This window comes from Halorhabdus sp. CUG00001, assembly GCF_009797925.1.
Taxonomy (GTDB): Archaea; Halobacteriota; Halobacteria; order Halobacteriales; family Haloarculaceae; genus Halorhabdus.
Window position 1 is genome coordinate 1,127,133 of sequence record NZ_VOLB01000001.1, and the last position, 24,514, is coordinate 1,151,646.

24 protein-coding genes are annotated in these 24,514 nt (G+C 63.6%); 10 read left to right on the forward strand and 14 right to left on the reverse strand.

What is annotated here, in order from left to right:
* Positions 1 to 90: 90 nt before the first annotated feature.
* Together FR699_RS05585 and FR699_RS05590 are read left to right on the forward strand one after the other, a co-directional pair.
* Positions 91 to 1,122: a sensor histidine kinase KdpD gene (locus FR699_RS05585; protein WP_158854625.1), complete on the forward strand. Its 1,032-nt coding sequence runs from the start codon at positions 91 to 93 to the stop codon at positions 1,120 to 1,122.
* 138 nt (positions 1,123 to 1,260) lie between these two features.
* A complete protein-coding gene (locus FR699_RS05590) occupies positions 1,261 to 1,674 on the forward strand; it encodes a universal stress protein (RefSeq protein ID WP_158854627.1) in 414 nt (137 codons plus the stop codon).
* Between the two features lie 12 nt (positions 1,675 to 1,686).
* Here the strand turns inward: FR699_RS05590 and FR699_RS05595 are convergent, their stop codons facing one another.
* The 4 genes from FR699_RS05595 to FR699_RS05610 all read right to left on the reverse strand — a co-directional run bounded on the left by FR699_RS05595 (position 1,687) and on the right by FR699_RS05610 (position 4,267).
* A complete protein-coding gene (locus tag FR699_RS05595; RefSeq protein ID WP_195837619.1) occupies positions 1,687 to 2,289 on the reverse strand; it encodes a chemotaxis protein CheC in 603 nt (200 codons plus the stop codon).
* An 81-nt stretch (positions 2,290 to 2,370) separates the two neighbouring features.
* A complete protein-coding gene (locus FR699_RS05600) occupies positions 2,371 to 3,033 on the reverse strand; it encodes an O-methyltransferase (RefSeq protein ID WP_158854629.1) in 663 nt (220 codons plus the stop codon).
* A gap of 113 nt (positions 3,034 to 3,146) precedes the next feature.
* On the reverse strand, positions 3,147 to 3,725 hold the full coding sequence (locus FR699_RS05605; RefSeq protein WP_158854631.1) for a thioredoxin family protein: 579 nt from the start codon (positions 3,723 to 3,725) through the stop codon (positions 3,147 to 3,149).
* Between the two features lie 104 nt (positions 3,726 to 3,829).
* Entirely contained in the window at positions 3,830 to 4,267 is a 438-nt protein-coding gene (locus FR699_RS05610; RefSeq protein ID WP_229770520.1) for a hypothetical protein, read from the reverse strand.
* A gap of 264 nt (positions 4,268 to 4,531) precedes the next feature.
* Between FR699_RS05610 and FR699_RS05615 the strand changes: the two genes are divergently transcribed.
* Together FR699_RS05615 and FR699_RS05620 are read left to right on the forward strand one after the other, a co-directional pair.
* Complete coding sequence (locus tag FR699_RS05615) at positions 4,532 to 5,614, forward strand: CNNM domain-containing protein (RefSeq protein WP_158854633.1); 1,083 nt, start codon at positions 4,532 to 4,534, stop codon at positions 5,612 to 5,614.
* Between the two features lie 291 nt (positions 5,615 to 5,905).
* Positions 5,906 to 6,670, forward strand: coding sequence for a hypothetical protein (locus tag FR699_RS05620; protein WP_158854635.1), 765 nt, complete (start codon positions 5,906 to 5,908; stop codon positions 6,668 to 6,670).
* 18 nt (positions 6,671 to 6,688) lie between these two features.
* Here the strand turns inward: FR699_RS05620 and FR699_RS05625 are convergent, their stop codons facing one another.
* Positions 6,689 to 7,639, reverse strand: a complete 951-nt coding sequence (locus FR699_RS05625; protein ID WP_158854637.1) for a metallophosphoesterase — start codon at positions 7,637 to 7,639, stop codon at positions 6,689 to 6,691.
* The gene (locus tag FR699_RS05630; protein WP_158854639.1) at positions 7,636 to 8,109 is read right to left on the reverse strand and encodes a hypothetical protein; all 474 of its coding nucleotides are present in this window, start codon (positions 8,107 to 8,109) and stop codon (positions 7,636 to 7,638) included. Before FR699_RS05630 ends, FR699_RS05625 begins: the two co-directional genes overlap by 4 nt.
* A gap of 151 nt (positions 8,110 to 8,260) precedes the next feature.
* Between FR699_RS05630 and FR699_RS05635 the strand changes: the two genes are divergently transcribed.
* The 6 genes from FR699_RS05635 (at position 8,261) to FR699_RS05660 (ending at position 16,053) form a co-directional block, all read left to right on the forward strand.
* Complete coding sequence (locus FR699_RS05635; protein ID WP_158854641.1) at positions 8,261 to 10,189, forward strand: ABC transporter substrate-binding protein; 1,929 nt, start codon at positions 8,261 to 8,263, stop codon at positions 10,187 to 10,189.
* A 104-nt stretch (positions 10,190 to 10,293) separates the two neighbouring features.
* The gene (locus FR699_RS05640; RefSeq protein ID WP_158854643.1) at positions 10,294 to 11,361 is read left to right on the forward strand and encodes an ABC transporter permease; all 1,068 of its coding nucleotides are present in this window, start codon (positions 10,294 to 10,296) and stop codon (positions 11,359 to 11,361) included.
* Between the two features lies 1 nt (position 11,362).
* The gene (locus tag FR699_RS05645) at positions 11,363 to 12,826 is read left to right on the forward strand and encodes an ABC transporter permease (protein ID WP_199268288.1); all 1,464 of its coding nucleotides are present in this window, start codon (positions 11,363 to 11,365) and stop codon (positions 12,824 to 12,826) included.
* On the forward strand, positions 12,823 to 13,851 hold the full coding sequence (locus tag FR699_RS05650) for an ABC transporter ATP-binding protein (RefSeq protein WP_158854645.1): 1,029 nt from the start codon (positions 12,823 to 12,825) through the stop codon (positions 13,849 to 13,851). Before FR699_RS05645 ends, FR699_RS05650 begins: the two co-directional genes overlap by 4 nt.
* Positions 13,848 to 15,179 carry an ABC transporter ATP-binding protein gene (locus tag FR699_RS05655; RefSeq protein WP_158854647.1) on the forward strand — a complete coding sequence of 444 codons (1,332 nt, stop codon included), beginning with the start codon at positions 13,848 to 13,850 and terminating at the stop codon, positions 15,177 to 15,179. Before FR699_RS05650 ends, FR699_RS05655 begins: the two co-directional genes overlap by 4 nt.
* Positions 15,180 to 15,237: 58 nt before the next feature.
* Positions 15,238 to 16,053: an inositol monophosphatase gene (locus FR699_RS05660; protein ID WP_255470261.1), complete on the forward strand. Its 816-nt coding sequence runs from the start codon at positions 15,238 to 15,240 to the stop codon at positions 16,051 to 16,053.
* 113 nt (positions 16,054 to 16,166) lie between these two features.
* Here FR699_RS05660 and FR699_RS05665 read toward each other — a convergent pair whose 3' ends face one another.
* The 8 genes from FR699_RS05665 to FR699_RS13125 form a co-directional block, all read right to left on the reverse strand.
* A complete protein-coding gene (locus FR699_RS05665) occupies positions 16,167 to 16,946 on the reverse strand; it encodes a 2-phosphosulfolactate phosphatase (protein WP_158854651.1) in 780 nt (259 codons plus the stop codon).
* Between the two features lie 92 nt (positions 16,947 to 17,038).
* On the reverse strand, positions 17,039 to 18,013 hold the full coding sequence (locus FR699_RS05670; RefSeq protein ID WP_158854653.1) for an AbrB/MazE/SpoVT family DNA-binding domain-containing protein: 975 nt from the start codon (positions 18,011 to 18,013) through the stop codon (positions 17,039 to 17,041).
* Entirely contained in the window at positions 18,013 to 18,687 is a 675-nt protein-coding gene (phoU, locus tag FR699_RS05675; protein ID WP_158854655.1) for a phosphate signaling complex protein PhoU, read from the reverse strand. Before phoU ends, FR699_RS05670 begins: the two co-directional genes overlap by 1 nt.
* A 4-nt stretch (positions 18,688 to 18,691) precedes the next feature.
* Positions 18,692 to 19,597, reverse strand: coding sequence for a phosphate ABC transporter ATP-binding protein PstB (gene pstB / locus FR699_RS05680; RefSeq protein WP_158854657.1), 906 nt, complete (start codon positions 19,595 to 19,597; stop codon positions 18,692 to 18,694).
* Positions 19,590 to 21,767 (reverse strand): phosphate ABC transporter permease PstA, encoded by a 2,178-nt coding sequence (gene pstA, locus FR699_RS05685; RefSeq protein WP_158854659.1) that lies wholly within the window; start codon positions 21,765 to 21,767, stop codon positions 19,590 to 19,592. The genes pstB and pstA overlap by 8 nt, the downstream gene beginning before the upstream one ends.
* Positions 21,764 to 22,882 carry a phosphate ABC transporter permease subunit PstC gene (pstC, locus tag FR699_RS05690; protein ID WP_154551367.1) on the reverse strand — a complete coding sequence of 373 codons (1,119 nt, stop codon included), beginning with the start codon at positions 22,880 to 22,882 and terminating at the stop codon, positions 21,764 to 21,766. The genes pstA and pstC overlap by 4 nt, the downstream gene beginning before the upstream one ends.
* A 64-nt stretch (positions 22,883 to 22,946) precedes the next feature.
* A complete protein-coding gene (locus FR699_RS05695) occupies positions 22,947 to 24,083 on the reverse strand; it encodes a PstS family phosphate ABC transporter substrate-binding protein (RefSeq protein WP_158854661.1) in 1,137 nt (378 codons plus the stop codon).
* A 227-nt stretch (positions 24,084 to 24,310) separates the two neighbouring features.
* Positions 24,311 to 24,478 (reverse strand): hypothetical protein, encoded by a 168-nt coding sequence (locus FR699_RS13125; protein ID WP_195837618.1) that lies wholly within the window; start codon positions 24,476 to 24,478, stop codon positions 24,311 to 24,313.
* Positions 24,479 to 24,514 lie beyond the last annotated feature (36 nt).

Genomic DNA, 24,514 nt, shown 5'->3' on the forward strand with positions numbered 1-24,514 from the left:
TCGTCCGGCCAAGACTACCAGGTCGCTCCGTAGAGAGACACTCCCAGTTGCCGACGCCAGCATTAACTTTGGGCTCACTCACGTATCAATATGGATAGCAAACGAATCCTGGCGGGCGCGTCAGTGAGTGCGACTGGGATGGCCGTCTTTCTCATTGCACTGACAGCCGCCACGGCCGGGCTCCCGAGCATCTACGATTTCGGGCTGGCCGGGTTGGGGATTGTGGTCGGCTTGCTATTGGTAGCGACCGGTGCTGGCTTGTTCGCCTTCGAAGAGCTACAGACCGCCCACGTGATCCGGGTGGCGGGCTGGAATGCGCTTGGCGTCGTGGTCCTCGCTCTCGTGCTCGGACTCGTCGTTGCCAGTCCGTCGATCTCACTACCGGCGGCTGTCATCGCCGACGTGCTGGGCGTGAGTGCCATCGCTCACGTCCTCATTGGCGTCAACGACGTGCGCCGTATCAGGGTCGGTGAGCTAGCCCGGGAACGCCAGAAACTGGCAGTGCTCAACAGGATCGTCAGGCACAATCTCCGCAACGACGCCCAAATTTTGCTGGGCAACGCCGAGACGCTAGCGACCAGTCTCGAAGACGAGCGACTGGCGAACATGGCAACGACCGTCGCCGAAACGGCAGACGGGTTGGCGACAATGAACGACAAACTCGGCCAGTTCCAGGCGGCGATCGATCACGACCCCACAGAGGAACGGACGGTCGATCTCACGGAGCCAGTCGGCGCTGTCGTCGAAGAGATACAGAACGCCTATCCGGACGCCACGGTCGACACCGACCTCTCCGAGGACTGTCTGGTCCGAGCCGACGACAAACTCGCCGTCGCGATACACGAGGCCATCGAAAACGCAGTCGTTCACGGTGGCGAGAACGTTCGGGTGACTAGCTCCCGGGAGGACGGCCGCGTCGAAGTTACCATCACGGACGACGGGCCTGGCATTCCCGACCACGAACTCACGCCTCTCGAAGACGACACAGAAATCACGCAACTCGAACACGGAACGGGCGTCGGACTGTGGGTATTGGACACGATCGTCGATGCGTACGGCGGCACGCTCACATTCGATACCGACGACGGGGCAAGCGTCACGATCAGCTTGCCCGCCGCGTAACCGGGCTCTCTGGGTTCCTGCATCGAGAACGTGGCTTGTAGCCAGCGTACGGTCGGTGTGTCGCCGTTTCGAAACCTTAATGATTAATAATCGCAAAGTATTTGCTCACAGGCTACCTACGTCACGATGTGACGGGACATGACTACAGAGATACTGGTGGCGACTGACGGGAGCGAACGGGCCGAGCCCGTGACAACACGAGCGCTCGAACTGGCCGCGCGGATAGAGGCGACGGTTCACGTACTGTACGTCGTCGACACGCGTCGATACGGTGAGCCGGCGTTGAGCAGCGTCGAGATAGTCATCGACCAGTGTGAAGACGAAGGCAAGCAACACGTACAGACACTCATCGAAGACGGCAAGCGTCGCGGAATTGACGTCGAAGGCCACTGTCGGCGCGGCGACCCGACAGACGAGATCGTCGCCATGGCGGCGGAGGTGGACGTCGATCTCGTGGTTCCATGTCTGGAGGACGTCACGCCGACACACCTCCGACGTCACGGCCTCGACAGGGAGAAGATCGGCGCGACCCAACGGACACTCTCTGCGTGACTCTCTTGGGCCTTAGACTTCGATTGCCTGCATCAACTCGACGAGCTCGTCGAGTTGTGGGAACGTGTACACTTTGACGTCGACGTTCGAGTCGAGCGCCTGGACGTGGGAGTCGAACATGAGTGCCATCTCCGAATCCCGATCGCCAACGAGTTCGTCGATCATGCCGCTGCCCGGCCCGTAGGTGAACGTCGGCGTGGACATATCGATCGTGGTATCGAGGACGTTCGCCCAGCCGTCGATGAACCCCGAGGTCATGATGTTGCCGATCTCCTGGATCGCCGAACGCTCCATCTCGGTAAAGCCATCCTGGTCGGGATCGGCCCCGCCCATGTCGCCGATCATCCCGCGGGCGAGATCTTTCGCGCTCTCGGCGTTCAACAGAAAGAGAATGTGGCCGTGTGGGGGCTCCTCGAGTTGGATACTAATGCCGATCTGTTTGTCGTCACCGACGTGGGTCTTGATGTCGGGGATATCGATGAAGTTGATCTTGGTAATCTCCATCTCCGTCTCCATGTCGGTCATTTGGCTGAGGTGGCCAGCAACTGTGTTGCCGCCCTCTTTGGCCATCTTGTTGAACAGTGCGAGCTTCCGAATGTCGATCATCAAGCTCATGTGCAGTCGTAGAGTTCTGTTTCAAGCCCGCCCTAATAAGTCATGGACCTGCAGTTCTCATCGACGAGAATGACACGTCGGTCACTCGACGCGATAGCCGACCGCGACGCCTTCGCCAACAGGTAACAGTGACGCCTCGAAGGCCGGATCCTCCTGGAGCGCCTCGATGACGGCTGCGATCCCTGCCGACATCTCGTCGGCGTCTCCCCGATCGCCCGCCAGCAGACCACGAACGGCGTCAGCGTCGATCGAGCCGCCCGCGATCGCATTGTCCGCGACGACGATACCCCCGGGTGCAACCTTCTCGCGTATAGCCTCGAAGGCCTCCCGATAGCGTGTCTTCTCGTTGTCGATCAGGGCCACGTCGAACGGGCCGTCGTAGTCCGCGACGATCTCGATGGCATCGCCGTGTTCGTACTGAATCGTCGCTTCGAACTCGCCGCGATCGAGGTACTCTTCGGCGAGGGCGAGTTCGTCGGCATCGATTTCCGTCAGGACGATTTCACCGTCACCGGGGAGCGCGCGAGCGAACCAGTACGCCGAGTAGCCATATCCCGAACCGAACTCGAAGACGCGCTCGGCGTCGACCATCCGGGCGAGCAATTCCAGCCAGCCACCGACGGCGGAACCGACCGTCGGGAATCCCTCACGTTCGGCGTAGGCGTCCATCTCGACCAGTACGTCGTCCGGATCGGGCCCGACAACGGTCGCAAAATCCTCGATCCACTCCGGTACTGTGGGCATACGCGTACTGGGGCCACAGCGGGCAAAATGGCGTCGATCACACACTGTTTCGGCCGGCTGTGTGTGAGAAGGGCAACGAAAAACGAGTGGCCCGCTGACAACCAGAACGGCGTTCAGGGCCGGACGCTACCGTCCTTCCACTTGATGTTACAACCGCGCGAAGGGCGGAACTCCGCGGTAATCTCCTCGCCGGCCAGCAGATCCTCGACGATATTGCGCATCTCGAAGGTCTCGGCGTCCTCGTCGGGACTCATCGCGTCGTCGATCCGGCCGTGGTAGGCCAGACGGAACTCGCCACCGTCGTTTTCGAGCAGGAACGGATCTGGGGTACAGACCGCGCCGTACGCGCGGGCCACGTCCTGGGAGTCGTCGCGGAGGTAGGCGTCATACTGGATCGTCCCATCGTCGACGAGTTCGACCATGCGTTCGAAGGAATCGTCGGGATACTCCTCGGCGTCGTTAGCGTTGATGCCGACGACGGCCAGATCGTCGTACTCGGCCGCGAGTTCGTTCAGCGGGTCGAACTTCGCGATCGCGTACGGACAGTGGTTGCAAGTAAACACAACCAGGACAGCCTCATAGTCGTCGAAGTCAGCCAGTGCGTGGGTCTGGCCGTCGGTCCCGGGCAGTTCGAAGTCCGGGGCGACGTCACCGCGTTCGATCGCGTCCCGTTCGGAGTCGAGTGCAGTCATTGCATTTGAGAAGTACGCGCTCGTCACACAAAGACGTTGAGTCAGCGGAACCCAGCTGTGGTGTCAAGCCGGCGACCACGCGCCCGGACCGCCCAGCAATCGGTTCACTCGTCCAGGCGCTCGCCCAGTGCGCGATCGAACCGTTCTGCAGCTTCCAGTACCTCACTATCCGGATTGCGGACGTACGTGACCTCACCGTCCTGTTTGGGCTCGACGGACTCGAAGACGCCAGCCGAGGCGAGATCGGCGATCGTCTCGTCTAAGTACAGTTGCTTCAGCGTCACGTCGGCTACGTCCGCCAGTTCCGAGCGCGTCACTGGTTCGTCCGGTTCCAGATCCAGTGCCGCATCGAGCAACGCTGCCGCGGACTCACTCGATTCGACGAACTTCCAGCCAGCGCCGGCTGACTCGTTGTAACTCATATACCACGCGTTCGGCAGGTGTCGTGTTAAACGTGATCGTTCCTGGCTCGCCTGCTCGTCGATACTGGTCTGGGAGAGGAATACAACCGTCACCAACTGCGACCGTGTGTCGATCGCCATGGAAGACGTCGAGAGCGTGGCCCACACCGTCAGGGGTTCGCTCGGTAACGGCAGTCAGACGGCCGTCGACGGGCTGTCTCGATAGCGGGGGGCAGCCAGCCCGTTTCGGCCGCCGTTCATTGGCGGGATCCAGACCGCCACGTTTCCGCGAGACGAGGACAGAGCAGTGCAGTATCGACACAGTGTCTCCCGTCCCCGTCGGCGTGGGGTGAGGAACCCCTCCCAACGCCAGATATAACTTTCCGGTGACATAACGGTCGGTCGATGAATTCCCTCGAACTCTCCGTCCGGTTACTGGCAGGTCTCGTGTTGATCCTGACCAACGGTTTTTTCGTCGCGATCGAGTTCGCCCTGACCCGCGCTCGCCAGTACAGCGAAGAGGAGTTTATCGGTGACGGGTCCAACCGAGGACTCCGACGCGCCTGGGAGATGACCCAGGACCTCGAACTGTATCTGACGACCTGTCAGGTCGGAATCACTGCCTCCAGCATCGCCGTCGGGATCGTCGCCGAGCCCGCGTTGGCAGCGATCTTCGAGCCGCTGTTTCACAACACCGTGTTGGCTTCGATCGGTTCGGGTGGGATTCTCGCCTTCCTCATCATCAACCTGGTCCACCTGACTCACGGCGAGCAGACCCCGACGTATCTGGGCGTCGAACGCTCCCGGTGGGTCTCGAGATACGGTGCCCAACCGCTGTACTGGTTCCACTGGTTGATCTCGCCGATCATCACGTTGGGTGATGGGATCGCAAAACTCACGTTGAAACTGTTCGGCGTCGAGATGACCGGTGCGTGGCTAGAAGCCGAGCAGGACGTCATCGAGTCTCGGGCAGACCTGCGCAATCGCGTGGGTTCGGCCCTCGAAGAAGGTGGCCTCTCCACAGAGCGTCGCCAAGAAGTGATGAACGCCCTCGCGATCGGTGAACAACCCGTCCGTGACGTTATGATCGAGGCCGACGATATCGTCGCCCTCTCGACGGCGGTAGATTCAGCCGAGAACTTCCGTCGACTGGAGGAACAGCCACACACCCGGTATCCGTTGGTCGGCGAGGAGTTGACCGACTTCGAGGGAATCGTCTACGTCCCGGTCTTGACGCGCCATCGCGAGGAACTGGCTGCGGGCGAGGTGGACTTTCCGGACCTGGCTGCCCCGCCGATGACGCTCTCGCCGGACGTCGACGTCAGCGACGCCATCGATCAGTTCCAGGCCGAAAACCAGGAACTGGCCCTCATCATCGAGGACGGGGACGTCGTGGGCATGGTCACAGTGACCGACCTCTTGGAGTCCGTCATGGGCGACGTCGAAGATCCGATCGATACACGCCACCTCTCGGAGTTTGAGGAGTAAACACGCTGGCTCCACAGTCGAGTCCGTCCCACGCACAGCCCAGTTCTGGAAGGCTATCGTATTCGCGTGATGGTCGGCGTCCGTGGAGTCGAACGGCCGGATGCGGGTAGCTGTCGAGACACTGCTGTCGTACCGCCCCGTCTCGCGAGTGAGCTATATAGGGGAGTGTGGGGAATATAGTGCTCCTAGAAGCACCTTTTGAGCAGTGGCCGGTAGGTGGGAGCGACCAACGCCGAAAACAGCAGGTGATGTGACGTCATCTCCGCTGGGTTCGAATCACAGATGCCCCCCATGACCAAGATTAGCCAGCCGACGATCGACTGTGCGCGGCGAGCGATCGAGCGGGAGCGAACGTCTCTCGAACACGAGCGTGAGGCCTTCCGGACGCTCATCCGGCGGGTCAGTAACCTCCAGCCGGAGGCCGTCCCGAGCCCGGTGAGTGGATCCGGCGCGGCTGCCACCGCGATGACAGCGACAGCTTCGCGGCCGTCACGCGATCTGCAGGCAATCCGGGACGCCTATCGGGAGACCGTCATGGCCGTGCCCCATTACGAGACAGCGTACGGCGACACTCTCCGGGAGAGTCTAACCCTCGAGTGTGGCCCGTCCCTCGCCGGGCATCTCCTGGACGGCGAGCGGCTCACGCCGCCGACCTACGGTGCGTTCCTCACGGCGTGTAAACAGGCCCGCGACGAACGCCAGCAGACCCTTCAGCGTATCGAACGCGAACAGGAGAGTCTAGAACGATTCGCCCCGGCACTCGAGGACATCGAACGGGACGTGGCGAGGGCCGGCGAGCAGATCGACGCCGCCTCAAACACGGGGGAGTTGTCCGAGATTGACGACCAACTAGAGACACGAGAAACCGAGTGTGAGTCGCTGGCGAGCGAACGCCAGAGACAGATCCACGAGCGTGCCTGGACAGATATCGACGGGGTCGACCTCGGCTTTTTCGAGTATGTCTATAGCGAGCTAGAGACGACGACGCCAGTGCTTGCTGCTATCGCGGCCCGCCTGGAAACGATTCGCTCCCATCGAGTTCGCTGCCTCCACTGAGTGGGACCGAACGCGCCCTCACTCCGTACGCTCGACGGCCAGTGGCATCGACGCGAGGCGAGCCGCGCCGATCGACGTGAGTCCGCGAGCCGTTACTGAGTCGCGCGCCCGCCGATCGTGTGCGAGTTCGAGGCCGTCGACGTCGGCGATGGGGACGAGACGGACGTCTGTTCCTGCGGGGGTGATCTCGAGGAGAAGATACGATTGGGGGAACGAACAGGTCGTCGGCGTGGCGAGTTCTCTGACGCCACGATCGACGCCGAGCAGTGGGAGGTGGAAATGGCCAGTGAGGACCAGTGAAACGTCGCCATCGGCGAGGACGTCGACCAACCTGTCGGTCTCACGCATCGTCGGCGGGATCGCCATGGTCTCGGCCACGCGATCACGGTGGCGGCGAAGCTGCTCGGTCACCGAACCGAGATTGTGATGGACGACGACGAGAGACTCGTCCGTCCGGTCGAGCTCGCTTGCGAGCCACGCGCGCTGGTCGGCGTCGACGTGGCCGTCGTGGGTGTCAGTGAGCCGGTCGGCATGCCCGGCTGAATTCACGCCGAGCACGTCGATATCACCGACCTGTTCGTGAAAGGGGTAGGATCCGGGGCCGAACTGGTCGGCGAAGTCCCCGACCGTGATCGCGTCGTGGTCGTCACCGTCTTTCGGGACATCGTGATTGCCCGGGACAGCGTAGACGGGGACGTCGAGCCCATCGAGCGCGTCCGCGGCCGCCTCGGCGTTCCAGGGTTCCCCGTCTTTCGTGAGGTCGCCCGGCGAGACCACCGCGTCGACGTCCCGACTCGCGATGTCGTCGACGGCGGCCACGAAGTGATCGAGGGTGTGTTCGAACAGTTTCGACGTGCCGTCCGCGCGCGTCGAGACGTGCGGATCGGCAATCGCCGCCAGGCGGACCGGCGTACTGGTCGTGGGCCGATCGAGCTGCGCCATGAGGAGCCCCGGTTCGGCGTCGCTCATCGTTCTTCCGGGAAGACGTGGGCCGGATCTTCGTGGTGAAATGTCGCCAGATGGGTGCCATCGAGGAGGCGGACGTGTGAATAGAGTTCCTCGCGTTCGCGTGCGTCGACTGCGAGGTCGCTGGCCTGTTGCCGATCGATCGCCCCCACCAACACCACCGCGCGCTTGGCTTCGAGGGCCATCATCTGTGTCACGACGAACAGATCCCTCGCGACGGCCTCACGGAATACGACGTAGCGGTCGAACGTCGTGCCCGCGACGAGGCCAGGAAGCTCCGCTTCGACGCTATCGGGAGCGACATAGACGAGCCCGTGTTGGGCTGGTGATTCACCTGACGGGACAGCCGAGACGTGTCCCGCCCGGACGAGACAGACGTCCCAACCGTCTTCGCGTAGCTCGCCGGCCATCTCCTCGGCGACTTCGAGCACCTGCGCCCAGGCTGTCTGGTCGTGGGCTGTCGTAGCTGACATCGACGTAATTACTGTTCAAATATTCAAAAATATTCCGATAGAACTGAAATTATATACAAATATATAGGTATAAAGTCGGTAATTTTTGATATTACGTAGGAGGTACTGCTATTATCAACTTCTATAAATGTAGGGCAGGACCTCACAGCTGATGGCCCGTGATACGACTCGCCGTCGATTTCTGACCGTTGCCGGAACTGGTGCGCTTGGGGCAGTTGCCGGTTGTGGCGGAAACAACGAGACGACAACCGCCGACACGCCGACTGACACCGAAGCGGCGTCTTCGGGCGATTCGACCGACGGATCCGGTACTGATACTGATGGGTCGACGAGCCAAGAGACAACGCAGTCGGGAGGCACCCTGCAGATGATGGCGGATGGCTCAGTCCAGACGCTGGATCCGATCAACGCGAAGGGGTCCGGGGCGGGGTACAACCAGTACAACCAGCAGCTCATGGCCTTCCCAGACGGGCACTATCCGCCCGAGCCCGCACTTGCGACGGGCTATGAACTCTCCGAGGACGGCCGCACGTACACGTTCACGCTTCGCGAGGACGTTACCTTCCACGACGGCAGCGAGTTTACTGCCGCGGACGTTGTCTACTCGTATCGCCGCCTCGCCGAGTCGCCAAACTCCCGGAACAAAGACGACATCGTCGGAGAGACACTGACGATCGACCACGAGAAAGACCCGTCGCTGTCGGAGCCGACCGACGAGGAAACCCTTGCGGACGTGGTTCCGGGGAGTCTAGCCGTCGAGGCAGTCGACGACTACACCGTCGAGATAACCCTCGCCTCGCCGTTCGAATATACACTCTTCCAGATCGCTGGCGGTGCCTTCGCCATCATTCCGGAGAACTCCGTCGGGGACATCGAGGGCTACGACGGCGAGTACGCGTACAACGAGTTCTTCAGCACCCAAGGCGACGGACCGATGTTCGCCGCAGCCGGCCCCTTCCAGGTCGAAGACTGGGAGAAAGGCAGCCAGATCACGCTCAGTGCGTTCCCGGACTATTACGGGGGCGAACCCGATCTCGATGCGATCACGTTCACGGTCGTCAGCAGCGGCAACACCCGCCTCCAGCGGTTTGCCAACGGGAACGCAGACATCCTCGAGAGCGTGCCGACTGCCTCGTTCAACCCGAACAACGTCTCGATCGACCGTGAGGAAGGCAACCAGGCGACTGGTTCCTACGACCTCGACAACGGGACGACGGTCAACTACGGTGAGATCCCGGCGCTGACGACCGAGTACATCGTGTTCAACACGCTCAAAGTCCCGCTGGCCGTCAGGCGCGCGTTCGCCTACGCGATGAATCAACACGACATCGCCCAGAACGTCTACAAGGGGACGGGCAAGCCCGCCTATCACATCGTCCCGCCGGCGGCCTATCCGACCTTCGAGGAGGGCCAGTCCGGTGCGGACGCCTACGACCGCCACGCCGAGAACGGCTACCAGTCCAACACGGACTTCGCTGCCGACGGGTATCCCTACGGCTACGGCGAGACGCGCCTCGAAGACGCCCGGGCTGTCATGGAAGCGGCAGACTACGGCCAGGACAATCGCTTCGAAGTCACCGCGACGACGATCACCGGCAACAGTGGCTATCAGCGCGTGTTCACGCGCCTGCAGTCGAAGCTTCGCTCGGCTTACATCGACATGGAGATCGTCGAGGCGGAGTTCGGGACGATCATCAGCAAGGCAATCAGCGGCGAGATGGCCGTATTCGGCCTCGGAGACGGCATGGAGTACCCCGGCCCGCAGAACTTCCTGCGATTCCTCCACGGACAGAACCCTTCGAACCAGTTCACCCGCTGGGGAGCTGAGGGCAGCTACGCCACGGAGCAATACCGCCAGACTGCCCGGGAATCCTGGGACACCAACTACGCGGCCGACGGCACGACACGAGCCGATCACAACGAGGCGTTCCAGACTGTCGAGGAGATGAATTGGGCTTCCGTCCAGGAACTCCCCTTCGTTCACCCTGTCAGCCAGCGCTTCTGGCACGACGACGTCGACGTCGAGATGTACGGCGTCATGGAGAACCAGGCCTTCGACGACACGACGATCCAGCGGTGATGGCCCGTCAGTGACGGATGGCCGTTTCCAGAGTATATGTTTCCGAACTCAGCAGATGATTGGTGGAACCGGGACCGAACGAGACGTCGCTGGGCCAGCTATCGATGAGTAGACTCGGCTATCTCGCCAAACGGTTCGCGATGGCGATTCCGGTCGTCTGGCTTGGGACGACGATTACGTGGTTCATCATCTTCATGGGGCCGATCGACCCGGCCGCCCGGTTGCTCAGCGAAGGCCAGATGCGCAACCCCGCTGCCTACCAGGCTGCACAGGTCCAACTCGGCTTGAACCAGCCTCCGCTCCAGCACTATCTCGACTGGATGGTGAATCTCCTCACCTTCGATCTGGGCCAGACGTGGGTGCTCTATGAGGGCTCGAACGTGAACGCACTCATCCTCGATTTCCTGCCCCGGACCCTCTGGCTCGGGCTGTGGTCGGTCCTCATCGCCGTCATGATCGGGGTGCCACTCGGCTTCTACGCCGGGCTTCGCTCGAACACGCTGTCTGACTACATCGCGTCGTTCAGCGGGATCGTCTGGCGCGCGATGCCGAACTTCTGGCTCGCGATCATGCTGCTTGCCGTTCTGAGTCTCTCACCGACGCTCCCCTGGATCCACTTCGAGTTGCAGCCACTGGCCGTCTCCATCGAGTCCGTCCAGTTCGAGTGGGAGTTGCTCGCGGTGCCGATCGACGCGATATCGGGGAGTCCGGACCTCTCTCGGCTCGGAAGCGTCGAGGGGTTCCTGGCTGCGACCAAGAAAGTCCTCCCGGCGGCGCTGGTCCTCGGGTCGGCCTCGATGGGCAACGAGATGCGGATCGGCCGAATGGCGATGTTAGAGGTGCGAAACGCAGAGTACATCGATTTCGCGAAGGCAAAGGGCGTCTCCGATCGCGTCCTGGTCTGGAAACACATCTTCCGGAACGCGCTGGTCCCGCTGATCCCGATCATCACCAGCGAGGCGTTCTTGCTCATCGGTGGATCGGTGCTGGTCGAGACCGTCTTCGGCATCAACGGGATCGGCCAGTTGTTCTACGAAGCGGCCACGTCCGGCGAACTCCCGCTGGTTGGAACGCTGATGTACATCTTCATACTCATGACCGTTGGCATCAACCTCGTCCAAGACGTACTGTACACGATCATCGATCCCCGCGTCGGACTGGAGGGGAGCTGACGTGTCCGACGTCACGCCCGTCGAGGACCGACGACTGTTCGAGACGGTCGGGATCGACACGACGCTGGCGGCGTGGCTGGGGATCGGCGTCGTCCTCCTCGCGCTGGAGGCCGGTGCGGTCGCGAACTTCCTGACCGGGCTCCTGGCCGATTTCCTCGGCACACTGCCGACCGCCGGCACCGAGGGATCGCTGCTGGCGAACGCGACTGGCCTGTTCGAGGCCGCACAACAGCAGACGACGGCGATCCCGACACTGCTGTCGCGTGACGTCGTCCCGAACGGGGGCTACTGGAACGGGCACCGCTGGGTTGGAACCTTCGTGGGTCTCTCGCCCGGTGTCTCGTGGGCCATCCGGACGACACTGGTGTATGCCTACGCGTTCGCGTGGGTCGCCTGGGCGATCTTCGGGTACCGGTATTATCGCCGGGAGATGCGAGTCGCCGACTGGACGCCCCGCGACGACGTCGTCGATCGCTTCCGGTCGCACACGTGGGGCCTGTTTGGCGCACTCGTCGTGTTCATGTTCGTCGTGATGGCAGTGTTCGCTCCCACGCTCGGTCCGACGACCGTCGAGGAGAATATGCGCAACTCCTACTCCCACGAGATGCAGTACTGGGACGGGGAGTCGGGTTCGGTCGAGACGACGCTGATCGGCGACGCCAACCTGAACGCCCAGTCGACCGGCGATAGCTCCCGAGTGATGCCGCTAACGTACGACGACTACGGGCGATTTCACCCCTTCGGGACACTGCCAAACGGCCGTGACCTGTTTACGTTCATCGCGGCCGGCTCCCGGATCTCGCTGGTCATCGGGCTCCTCTCGGTCGGCCTGAGCGCGCTGTTTGCGGTCACGCTCGCGCTGGTCGCTGCCTACTACAAGGGCCGTGTCGATCTGACGACGGTCCTCGTCTCCGACGGGGTGATGGCGATGCCCCAGTTGCTCCTGTTGATCATGCTCACGACCGTCCTAGGGGAGACTTGGGTCGGCGAGGTCTACAGCGGTGGGTTCGTCCTCGCACTCATCTTTGCGTTCACCGGGTGGACGTACATGTGGCGGTCGGTCCGGGGGCCAGCCTTGCAAGTCTCGGAACGGGCCTGGATCGACGCCGCCAAGAGCTTCGGCCAGCGGCCCCGGACCATCATGCGCACACACATGCTCCCGTACGTCACCGGGTACGTCCTGATCTACGGCTCGATGACGCTTGGCGGAGCGATCATCTCGATCGCCGGCCTCTCGTATCTCGGCCTGGGGGTCGCCCCGCCGACTCCCGAGTGGGGCCGGGCGATCAAGCTCGGCCAGGATTACGTCACGACCGGCTCCTGGCACATCTCGCTCATCCCGGGCGTGTTGATCACACTCGTCGTGACCGGCTTCAACGCGCTGGGCGACGGCGTCCGTGACGCGATCGATCCTCAGTCCGACAGCGCGATGGGCTCACAGGCCGGCCGCGGGGGTGGCGCATGAGCCAGCCCGCCCCACCGGAGGGAGCTGGCGATACCCGCCGCGAGGAGCCGCTGTTGTCCGTCCGGGACCTGCGGACGGTCTTTTACACCGAAAGAGAGACGATCCACGCCGTCGACGGGATTTCCTTCGACATCCATCCCGGCGAAACAGTCGGCCTCGTCGGCGAATCGGGCTCCGGGAAGTCCGTCACGGCACGGTCGGTTCTCGGTCTCGTCGACCAACCAGGCGCCATCGAAAACGGGGAGATCCGGTTCAAGGGTGACAATCTGGTCGACGACGGCTGGGACGACCACCGCGGAGACATCTCGATCATCTTTCAGGACCCGACGAACGCGCTCAACCCGGTGTACACGGTTGGCAACCAGCTCCGTGAGGCCCTCTCGATTCATCAGGGCCTGACCGGCACGGCAGCAACCGAGCGCGCGATCGAGCTCTTCGAAGCCGTTGGCATCCCCGACGCTCCCCGTCGACTCGGGGAGTACCCACACCAGTTTTCCGGCGGGATGGCCCAGCGAGCGGTCATCGCGATCGCACTCGCCTGTGATCCGGACCTGCTGGTCTGTGACGAGCCGACGACCGCTCTCGACGTGACCATGCAGGCACAGATCCTGGATCTGCTGGCCGAGTTACAACGCGAGGAAGACCTCGCTTTGCTGTGGATTACCCACGACATGGGCGTCATCGAGGAGACCGCAGACCGGGTCAACGTCATCTACGCCGGCGAGATCGTCGAGCATGCACCGACCGAGCGGCTGTTTGCCGCTCCCGAACACCCCTACACCGAAGCCCTACTCCAGAGCATCCCCGGCCGGACCGCGCCCGATCAGCGCCTGCCGACGATCGAAGGCGAGGTCCCGACGCCCGACGGCCCGGCCACAGCCTGCCGGTTTGCGCCCCGGTGCCCGATGGCCGTCGAGGCGTGTCGCACCGACGCGCCAGACACCATCTCCGTAGACGACACAGTGAATCACACCGCAGCCTGTGTGTTTGCCGACGACGACCCCGACGGCGGTGACCAAGCATGACAGCCACAATCCCACAGCCAGCCCACGCGGGCGTCGACGAACCGGAGCCGTTCCTCGAGATCAACGACCTGGAAACACACTACACGGATGGCTCGCTGTTGAACCAGCAGCCACCGGTCAGGGCGGTCGATGGCGTGTCCCTGACCGTCCGTCGCGGTGAAACCCTCGGCCTGGTCGGCGAAAGCGGGTGTGGAAAGACGACGCTGGGACGGACTCTCGTCGGTCTGGAGTCCGCAACGGCCGGCTCCGTCACCGTCGACGGGACCGACGTGACTGAACTATCCGGTGAGAACCTTCGAGACTGGCAGCGGCGTGTGGGCATGGTCTTTCAAGACCCCCAAGAGAGTCTCAACGACCGCCAGACCGTCGGTGAGATCGTCGCCGAACCGCTCGATGCCCACGACTGGCAGACCCCCGCCGACCGCGAGGAACGCGTCTTCTCGTTGCTCGAGCAGGTCGGCCTCCAGGACGAACACTTCTATCGGTATCCCCACCAGTTCTCGGGCGGCCAGCGCCAGCGCGTGGGGATCGCCCGTGCACTCGCCCTGGAACCGGAGTTCCTGATTCTGGACGAACCCGTCTCGGCGCTCGACGTCTCCGTCCAGGCCCGAGTTATCAACCTCCTCGAAGATCTCCAGGCTGAACTGGGGCTGACGTCCCTCTTTATCGCCCACGATCTCTCGCTCGTCAGGCACATCGCCGATCGGGTGGCGGTCATGTATCTCGGCACCGTCCTCGAAGTCGGTCCGACGGAGCGAGTCTTCGACGACCCGGCAAACCCCTACACTCGGTCGCTACTGTCGGCCATCCCAGGTTCGTCGAGTCCGGCACCCGACGACCTCGACCGGATCACCCTCCGGGGGACGCCGCCGAACCCGCGCCATCCCCCCGAAGGGTGTCCGTTCGCGACGCGGTGCCCGGCGAAGATTCGGCCGGCCGCCCATCCGGACATCTCGGCCGAGGCCCTGGCCGCGATCGAGGCCTTCCGGGCCGTCCTCCGGGAGCGATCGCGGGCGAGCGAGGGACTCTCGACCCGGCTCAAGCGCCGGCTCGGGCTGGCAACGAGTGGACGGGCTGTCGATGCGATCGTGGCCGAGTTGTTCGCCGATGTCGGATTGTCCCCCGAGGCCCGCGACGTGATCGACCGGGCGGCCACACGTGCGCGGACGGCCCCCGGTGAGGCACTCACACTCCTTACCGAGGAATTCGGCTCCGTCTGTGACCGGGAGCCGCCAGCCGCACATGCGGTCGACGACACTGACCGGACCAGCCGGTGTCTCCGCCATCGGGCGGACGAGGAAAGTCCGGGAGGGGATCGCCGTGACTGAACGTGCTGGCCCCGACGATCCGCGGGTCGCAGACGATGGGAGACAGTACGGCAGTTCGATCCCACGGGCCGACCGAGCCGCGATCGCTCGCGAGGCGGCCAGAGCCGGCGGCGCCGTCGCCATGGCTTCGTTTCGGCGCGATCTCGACGCCGAGACGAAAGCCGGGCAAACAGACTACGTGACCAGCGCCGACCGGGAGGCCCAGCGCCGGATCGCTGCCATCCTCAGCGACCGGTTCCCCGACGAGCCTTTCGTCGGTGAGGAAAACGACGCCCTCGGGACGGTCCCCGAGTCCGGGCCGGCCTGGATCGCCGATCCGATCGATGGGACGAACAACTACGTCCGCGGGATGCGCCAGTGGGCAACCAGCGTAGCGTCAGTCCGGGACGGTACCCCCATCGCTGCGGCGACGGCCGTCCCGGCACTCGGGGACCTGTACGTCGGCGGCCCGGGCGGTGTGACGCGCAACGGCCGCCCCGTCGGCGTGAACGACACGGGAGAGGTGGCTCGGTTCACCGTCGTCCCGACGATCTGGTGGCCGCGCGATCGCCGCGAGGAGTATGCCCGCGCCGCCGAGGCGATCGTCACGCGATTTGGCGATCTACTCAGGGTAAAGTCCGTCCAGGTCTCGCTGGCGTTGCTCGCGGCCGGTTCGATCGAGGGCGTGCTCACGAACGTCGAGACCAACCCGTGGGATACCGTCGCCGGTGCCTTCCTGGTCGAGCAGGCCGGGGGGACGGTGACGAATCTCGATGGCGAGAGCTGGCAACACGACCACCGTGGTCTCGTCGCTTCGAACGACCACGCCCACGACGAGGTGCTCACGGCCGCCAGGGCGATCGATCCGTCGACCGAAAGCGCCGATTCTCCGTAGCGGACTGGGCACTACTGACTGGCCACCGGCCGTCTTCCTTTAAGTGCCTCTGGTTACAAGGTAGAGATATAGACGGAGTTCGAACACAGTTTCGTCGCGGTCGCTCTTCGATGTTATCTGTCCGTTACGGCCAATTTGGCAGTTCCGGTAGTCGTGGGCGAGCGAGTCGTCTCGGCCCGGATCAGTGATCCTCCCGACAGATGCGGGATTACGTGTCGGCCGTCGACGTTCATCGCGTAGTTCCGGACATCGCGGCGTCGGGTCTCGTTTTTCTGGGCGTACTCCGGACCGTTCGCCGTTTCGAGCTGGTCGCGGTACAGTGCTATTTCGGTCTCTGTCGGCGCGATCCCGTCGAGATAGCGACTGATGAGCGTGGCCCCGACGTGATCTTCGATGGCGATCTCGCCCTCGTCGCCGGCACTGACGAGGAAGACCGGCTGCTCGTGTTCTCGAAGGTGGGTGCCGATCGCCCTGGCGTTCAGCGGTGCCCCGACGTAGACATCCACCGTATCCCCACCACGCTCACGGAGCGTCGAGACGGTCCGCCCGCCGTTGGTCGAAGTCATACTCACCGGATGTCCCTCGACGTCCATTCCCTGGACGTAACTGGGGGAGTTGAAGAAGTCGTAGCCGGCTTCGGGCTCGTAGTCGTCGGTTTTCCCGCCGCCGATCAGTGTCCCCGGGTTCGCGGCGCGGTAGTCGAACTCCTGGCCCCGCTCGTCGGGGACGTGGACGGACGTGGCCCCGTTTGCCAGCAACTCGATGACGGTGTTCGAAAAGTGCATCGTATCGATGACGACGTACGCGCCCGGATCGGGCTGTTGGGGGAGGTCTTCGCACCGCTCGATGAGCCGGTCGTCGAGACGATTGTGATGTGTGTCTACGTGCCCCATACGCGTTCTCGCCCGAGACTACGTACACACAGGCTAAAAGACGTATCTATGAGAGCTACATAGCGGTCCGGAGGTCTCAATGCGAGGGCTGTCTACTGATGGGCAATCGCAGGTTGGTCCCCGAGACGCTCGACCGACCGGACGTCCGCTCGCAGCCGTCCCAGGGCGTCCCTGACCCGTGCCCGCGCTGGGTCGGAGGCCCCGTCGTCGGGACCCCCGTGATCGAGGTGTCGATCGGCACTGGGCAATCGCTGGCTCGCTGGATCGATCCGTTTTGTTTGGTCGAGAATGCACTCGCTGGCCGCTTGAAGACTCGATCCGATGGTGTCGATCTGGTCGGCGACGATCTGTGAGTGCTCGTCGCTCAGTGATACCTCCTCGACGATCTCGGCCAGGCGGACGATCGTTGTGGCGACGTCCTCGAGGCGGCCTGCCATTCGCGTGTATCGGGCGAGCGGCACGCGATCGATCCCCAGCGCGTCCAGTTCTTCGAACGATCGAAGCGAGCGGTTGTGGTGGCGACGGATCAAGGCAGCCAGTCGCGTGACCTCCGGGCGACGATGCTGGACGTGCTCGGTGATGGGCGTCCCCTCGGATAGTCCGTCGACGGTCGTCTGCAGCATCGACGTGACGATCGAGACGGCTTGATCGATCGATTGCCGAACCGAGACAGCCGAGGAATCGAGCATGGCCCGGACGACGAGTGCCGTCGGCTCGGTTTCCAGCACGTTGGTGCCGACGAGCTGTCGACTCACCGTGCGAACAGCCTGGCGATGCTCCGGAGGGAGTGAGTCTTGGGCGACGATCGTGATCCGTTCGAAGCCGGTCACGTAGGCCCCATGGACCAACTGCTCGACGGCGCCGATGCTGTGATCGTCGACGGATAGCGTCACTGACGCCAGTGGCGTTGCTTCGGATTGTTCGCCACGGACGATCAGCGAGCCGTCCCGGTGGGTGTACAGCCGCACGGCCTCACCGGTCTCGAGATTCTGCTTGCGCGCCCACTCTTTTGGCACGGAGACCGTGTACGTGCCGCCGCCGACGGTCTGGATCTTGCGAGTTTCCATCAGTAGATCAACTCCGGATCACCCTCCAAGACGTACAGCGTCCGGGCGGCAACGTTGACAGCGTGGTCGCCAACCCGTTCGAGGTCCCGGATCGTCAGTAACACGCTCGCGATCTCATCGAGTAATGGTTCGAGCGTCCAGGCGTCGATCGCCGGGTCGCGTTCGAGGAGATCCCGCACCAAGCGCTCGCTGGCCCGCTGACAGAGCGTATCGATGTCGTCGTCACGTTCGGCGATCGTCCGACACGCCGTCGCGTCTTCGCCCTCGTACGCCGTGAGTGCGTCCGCGAGCAGGGTGTGAGCGCGCTCCCCGATCGCCTCGATTTCGAGGTCGGGTAGCTGTTCACGGCGACTCGACAGCGCGTAGCGGGCAAGATTCGTTGCCAGGTCGCCGACGCGTTCGAGATCGGTCGTGATCTTGAACGAAGCGGCCACGAACCGGAGGTCGCCGGCGACCGGCTGTTCGAGGGCGAACAGATCGACACAGTCCGACTCGATCGCGAGATACCGGCGGTTTATCTCCTCGTCGCCGTCGATCACCTCACGGGCCTGTTGTGGCTCACCTGCCGTAAGCGCCTGCAGTGCCGTCTCAAGCCGGTCGAGGACGAGTTCGCCCATCTCGACGACGGCCGTCCTGAGATCGGCAAGCGCTTCACGGTAGGCCTCTCGTGCCATCGAATCACCCGAACTTGCCGGTCACGTAATCCTCGACGCGCTGGCTCTCGGGGTTCTCGAAGATGTTGTCGGTGTCGTCGTACTCGACGAGTTCGCCGCCGGTGAGGAAGACGGCGGTCTGATCTGAGATCCGGGCGGCCTGTTGCATGTTGTGCGTGACAACAACGACGGTGTACTCCTCGGCGAGTTCCTCGATGAGGTCCTCGATCTTGGCGGTGGCGATCGGGTCCAGCGCACTGGCCGGCTCGTCCATCAGGATCACCTCGGGATCGACCGCGAGACAGCGCGCGATACAGAGGCGCTGTTGTTGCCCACCCGAGAGCCCGAGGGCGTTATCCGCCAGCCGCTCATTCACTTCGTCCCACAGCGCCGCCTGCCGGAGTGTGCGCTCGACGAGTTCGTCTTCTGCGTCTTTCTCGTCGCGCCCGAGCAGTCGAGCCGCCAGTCCGCGGTTGATGTCCCCGTGCTTTCGAGGGCCATAGGCGACGTTCTCCCGGATCGACTTGGGGAACGGGTTCGGGGATTGAAACACCATTCCGATCCGCTTGCGGAGTTCGACCAGATCGACGCCCTCTTGATAGATGTCCTGGCCGTCGAACGCGACGGTTCCCTCGACCCGGGCGCTGTTGATCCGGTCGTTCATCCGGTTGAGCGAGCGCAGGAACGTCGACTTCCCACAGCCCGAGGGGCCGATCAGCGCCGTGACGCTCTGTTCGGGAATATCCATCGAGACGTCTTTGATCGCCCGCTCCTCGCCGTAGTAGACGTTCAGATTGTCGACCGACAGGACGGCCTCGTCCCCGAACGCGTAGTCGGTCCACGCCTCGCGGGTGTGCTCCGTGCTCTCGCCTTTCGTCGTCTCTATCTCCGTGCCTGTGCTGCCTTGGGATGCCATCGTCGTCTCAGTCATGATGTAGTTTCCTCCGGAAGTAGCGCCGCGAAGCGACGGCCACGGCGAAAAACGACAGGACGACGCCGAGCAACACGAACGCCGTCGCCCAGCCGAACGCCAAGTCATCAAGCACGCCGGCGGTGATGATCGCGTACAGCTGGTATGGGAGCGCACTCGCCGATTCGAGCAAGGCGGGATTGGTCACCGAAACGAACGGCGGCTGGGCCGTCAGGCCGACCTCGAAACTCGAAAGGATAGCCGGGGCGTCCGTTGGTGAAACCGGCCCGTTCAAGACGAGCAACAGCGGGGCCGTCTCGCCGGCGATGCGGCCGACCCCGAGGATGACGCCGGTGATGATCCCCGGCATCGAGGCGGGAACGACGACCTCCCTGATCGTGTCCCACTTGCTGACGCCCAGCGCGGCGCTGGCGTCGCGGTACTCGTCGGGGACACTCTGCATCGCCTCCCGGCTCGTGACCAGCACGAGCGGGAGCAACATGAACCCGAGCACGAGCTGGGAGGCGAAGATCGACCCGCTGTTGCCAAATCGCGGGACGATAAACGCCAGCCCGAACAGCCCGAAGACGATGCTCGGGGTACTCCAGAGGCCGTTCGTCGCCACGTCGACGCCCTTGGTGAAGAGGCTGTCCTCGGCGTATTCGGTGAGGAACACGGCCGCGCCGACGGCGATCGGCACGGCGAAGGCGACTGCGCCGACGACGATCCAGACGGTCCCGATCAGTGCCGGCATGACCCCACGCTGGATTCCGAGCCCCTGGGTCGGGTTCATCACGAACGGCCAGTCGAGGGTCCCGCTTGCGACCAGTCCCACGGTCTCTGTCCCGATCGACGTCCCGGTGACGAGCACGTGCAGTGACGCGGCCAGCACTCCCAGGAGGAACAGCTGCGTGCTCGCAGCGAGCGGCGGGATCGAGGCGGGCAACGGGCTGTCCTGAAACCGCGTACTCAGATTCGCGGCGATGGCGACACCGCTCAGGACACAGACGGCGATAGCGCCCGTTCCGACCAGCGGGATGCCGGCCACGGCGAGGGAACCGACGACGAGTTCGACGAGGACGCCGGCCACGAGCACGATCGCGAGACCGACGCCGGCACGCTTGAGGGTTCGGGGCCGTGGGTCGGACGGCCGCCACGGCGTTGCTTGCCTGACGGCAAGCAGGGCGAGGCCACTGACGAGGGCGGCCGGCAGCGCGCCGACGGTTGCCGTCGATTGGATCGTGGCCGTGGCTGTCGTGAGCGCGTTCCCGGTCACGATCGTGTATCCGAGGGCCAAACTGGCCAGCGCGAGCGTCCCCGCGAGCGCGAGCCACAGGTACACCGCAACGAGCGTGACCCCGGACGCGGAGCCCAGACCGCGCCGCCCGCGCCGGACCGCAACGACAAGCGGGAGCACGAGCGCGACCAGTAGCGTCCCGGCACTGACGGAGAGGTTCTCGACGGCCGTCCCGATCCCGCGCTCGGCGACGTACGCCAGGAGGAAGGCGAGCACACCCATGACCAGGAAGACGACCAGCGAGACGAGCAGGAACGCACCGTGCTGTCGGCCGCGAGCGCCGAAGCCGCCGTAGGCCTTGCCGGCGGTCCAGCCCGCGAACAGACTTCCAAGCAGTGTCAACACCGGGACGACGACGTCAGCGGGGAACGTCGCCGCGAACGCTGCTGACTCCCACGCCCATCCGGGGCCGAGCACGCCAGCGGTGACGAGTCCGCCGACCAACAGCAGGAAGGCCCCGACGGGCAGCGTCGAGCCGAGGTCCTCGGGCGACGCGAGCGTCGCATATCCGACCGCGCCGCCGACGACTGCCGCCAGTGGCCAGGCGATGGTTCCCAGCGCCCAGCTGGCCACAGCGCCAGCCGTCGCCAGCCAGAGCGTCGCGAGGACGACACTGACGAGAAGTCCGGGCGACTCGTTGGGCGTCGTCGCAACGTCAAAGCGTCGGGACCCGAGTCCGAGTGCGACGACGAGGGCCCCCAGGCCCAGCAAGGCGATGCCGAAGTACGTCAGCCCCGTGACGCCGAACCCCGCTTCGTCGGTCGGCACCCAGCCGAAGAACGTGCCGACGGCCCCAGCGAAGAGGACGAAGGCGGCTCCGACCGTTCCGGCGGCGATACGATCGTACCCCGTCGACCCTGTATCGACGAGTTGTCTTCGATATGCGTCGCTCATTGATTGCCCTGCAGTTTCCGTTCCATTCGCATCTCGACCAGCTGTGAGGCGATACCGAGTCCGGTGACGATGACCAGCAGGACGACGCCCGCGGCGAACAGCGCACTCCAGAACGTCTCGCCGGGCGTGACGTGCCCGTAACTGCTGGCGATGAACGTCGTCAGCGTTTCCGTGCTATCGAAGACGTTGTACCCTGTCGGTTCGGGGAGCCGACGGCTGTGTGAGATCATCACCGTCGCGGCCATCGTCTCGCCCATCGCGCGGCCGATCCCCAGCAGGACGGCCGCTGAGACGCCGGAGAACGCCGCCGGGACAGTGACGCTTTGCATCGTCTGCCAATCGGTCGCTCCGACGGCGAGGGACCCGTCTTTCATCGGTGACGGCACGGCCGCCAGGGCGTCTTCCGCGACCGAGATGACCGTCGGCAACGCCATGAACCCGATGACGACGCCGATCGCGAACAGCGCGCCGGGGTTGACAGAGAGACGACCCGTGATGTAGGGGTTGATGATCGTGAACCCGATGAACCCGTAGACGATCGACGGGATACCCGCGAGGATCTCGACGGCCGGCTTGACGATATCGCGGAGCCAGCCGGGCGCGATCTCGCTGATGAACAGCGCGCCGGCGATCCCGAGCGGTCCGGCGACCGCGACCGCGACGATCGTCGTGAGCACGGTCCCCCAGATCATCGGGACGAGCGAATACTGGCCCTGGCTCGCGGACCACGCGTTCCCACCGAAGGGATTGATCAGGTCCAATCCGGCCGTCTGGAACGCCGGAATTGCCTCCAGAACGAGGAAGACGGCGATCAATCCCAGCGTGACCAGGGCGGATACGGTCATCAGGAACGTCATGATCTTGGCTGTCAGGGCCTGGCGGAGGCCCCAGCCCAGTCCGAACACGAGCAGAAACGACATCACGAAAAACGGCGTCCAGACCGACTGGACGAGAAACCCGACGAAGGCGGCGACGATCAGCGAAAGCTGTCCGACGGCCAGTAGTCGACCGATCCAGCCCAGTCGCTCGACCGACCGGCGAAGCGACCGGCCACGTTTGTGCGCCCATCGAGCGACGGCGGACAGCGCGTTCGGCGACTGATATTCAGGTGTCATCGTTGGAAAGACGAATAGATACGTCCAAAGTTCCCATTCTGTATACTCCCGGAGAGCTGTCGTCTTAGACCTGATCGGGGAGCTTCGCGCGTTCTTCTTCGCGACGACTTTCCGGGAGCTTGAAGTAGTTCTGTGGCTCGACGAAGTTGGTCTGGCCGAAGTCAGAGAGAATCATGTTGAGGAACGCGGCTTCCTTCTTGGAGGTCCCGTTGTAGGTGTACATGTGGAGGTCGCGATTGAGCGGGTACTCCTTGGCACCGAGGTTCTTGCCGTACTCGTAGACAGTTCCCTCGAGGTCCAGCGCGATCGGCGGTGTTACGCCGTCGGGCTCGACGAACGCCAGCGCGATGTAGGCGATGGCGTTGTCGTTTTGCTCGATGAGGGTTTTGACCTGCTGGTTTTGCCCTTTTCGGGTGTCGGGCTCGATCGGGGCGTCGGGGTCGCCATAGAGGTTCGCCCGGAACGCGGTGTCGGTTCCCGAGTCCTCGGCCCGTCCGACCGCGTAGATCTCCTTGTCCGGGCCGCCGAGTTCGCTCCAGTTGGTGATCTCCTTCATGTAGATCCCCCGGAGCTGGTCGCCGGTGATCTGGGTCACGCCCGCGTCGTAGATCTCCCGGCTGACGACGATCGGCTGGCCGTCGACGCCCACGACGTGATCGACGATGTTATCCAGCTCTTCGTTGTCTTCACCGAGGATCGACTCGGCGGTCGAACTGGCGTCACCGATGTCGACGCGTTTGTTGATGACCGCTTCGACGCCGGTCCCCGAGTGACTGAGCGCGATCTGCGTACCGAACGGCGGGACGCTGCGCTCTTCGGTCGGCTCGAAGCCGTACTTGCTCGCCCAGTAATCGGCGAGGTGCATGTCCGTGTCGATGTCGTACTGGCCGGGTCCCCAGTACTCTTTGTCGTCGGCCGGCGGATTACCGTTCCACAGTCGGCCCGCGTCGTTCGCGATCGGGTACACCGTCGAAGAACCGTCGGCCTTCAGGGTCGAGGTGTCCCGAGAATTCGATTCCGTCGGCGTCGGAGTGTTCTGATCGACAGTATCCTGCTCACCATCCTCGACGTTGGCTTCAGGCTCAGCCGTTGTGTCGCTGCCCCCACTGCAACCTGCCAGCGCGGCCGCCCCGAGCGCGCCAGCCGACAGGATGAATTTCCGCCGTGATGCACTGTCCGGACGCGTCGAATCTCGCGTCATCAACGTAGACGGGGGCAGATTTGACTAAAGGGGTTTATAATAGGGGTATGGGAAGATACGATATGCTCCGGTCGGCTCGGTGGGAGTACGAGCAGATCAGATCGTTGTTGCGGGATATACAGCAGTACATAGTGCTCTGTAGCAGTGCCAGATATCGAGGACTGCAACCAGAGCGGCCGCTACCGACACATATGCCGACACTCGATCGCGCTTGTTCCACTCCCCTTTCAGGGCAACACCGAGTCTAGTACCGAGTGCGTTCCCCCCATTATCGTCTCCTCGAACTCGTCGTTGCCACAAACCTCACACGCCTCGGGAGCGCCCTCGCTGACGTGCATGACGAGTGTCCGTGTCTGCAGGTTGCCACACTGAGTGCACTGCCATTCTTTCGTCATGGTTAATAATCGGTATCTCCGTATATTCAATCTTTC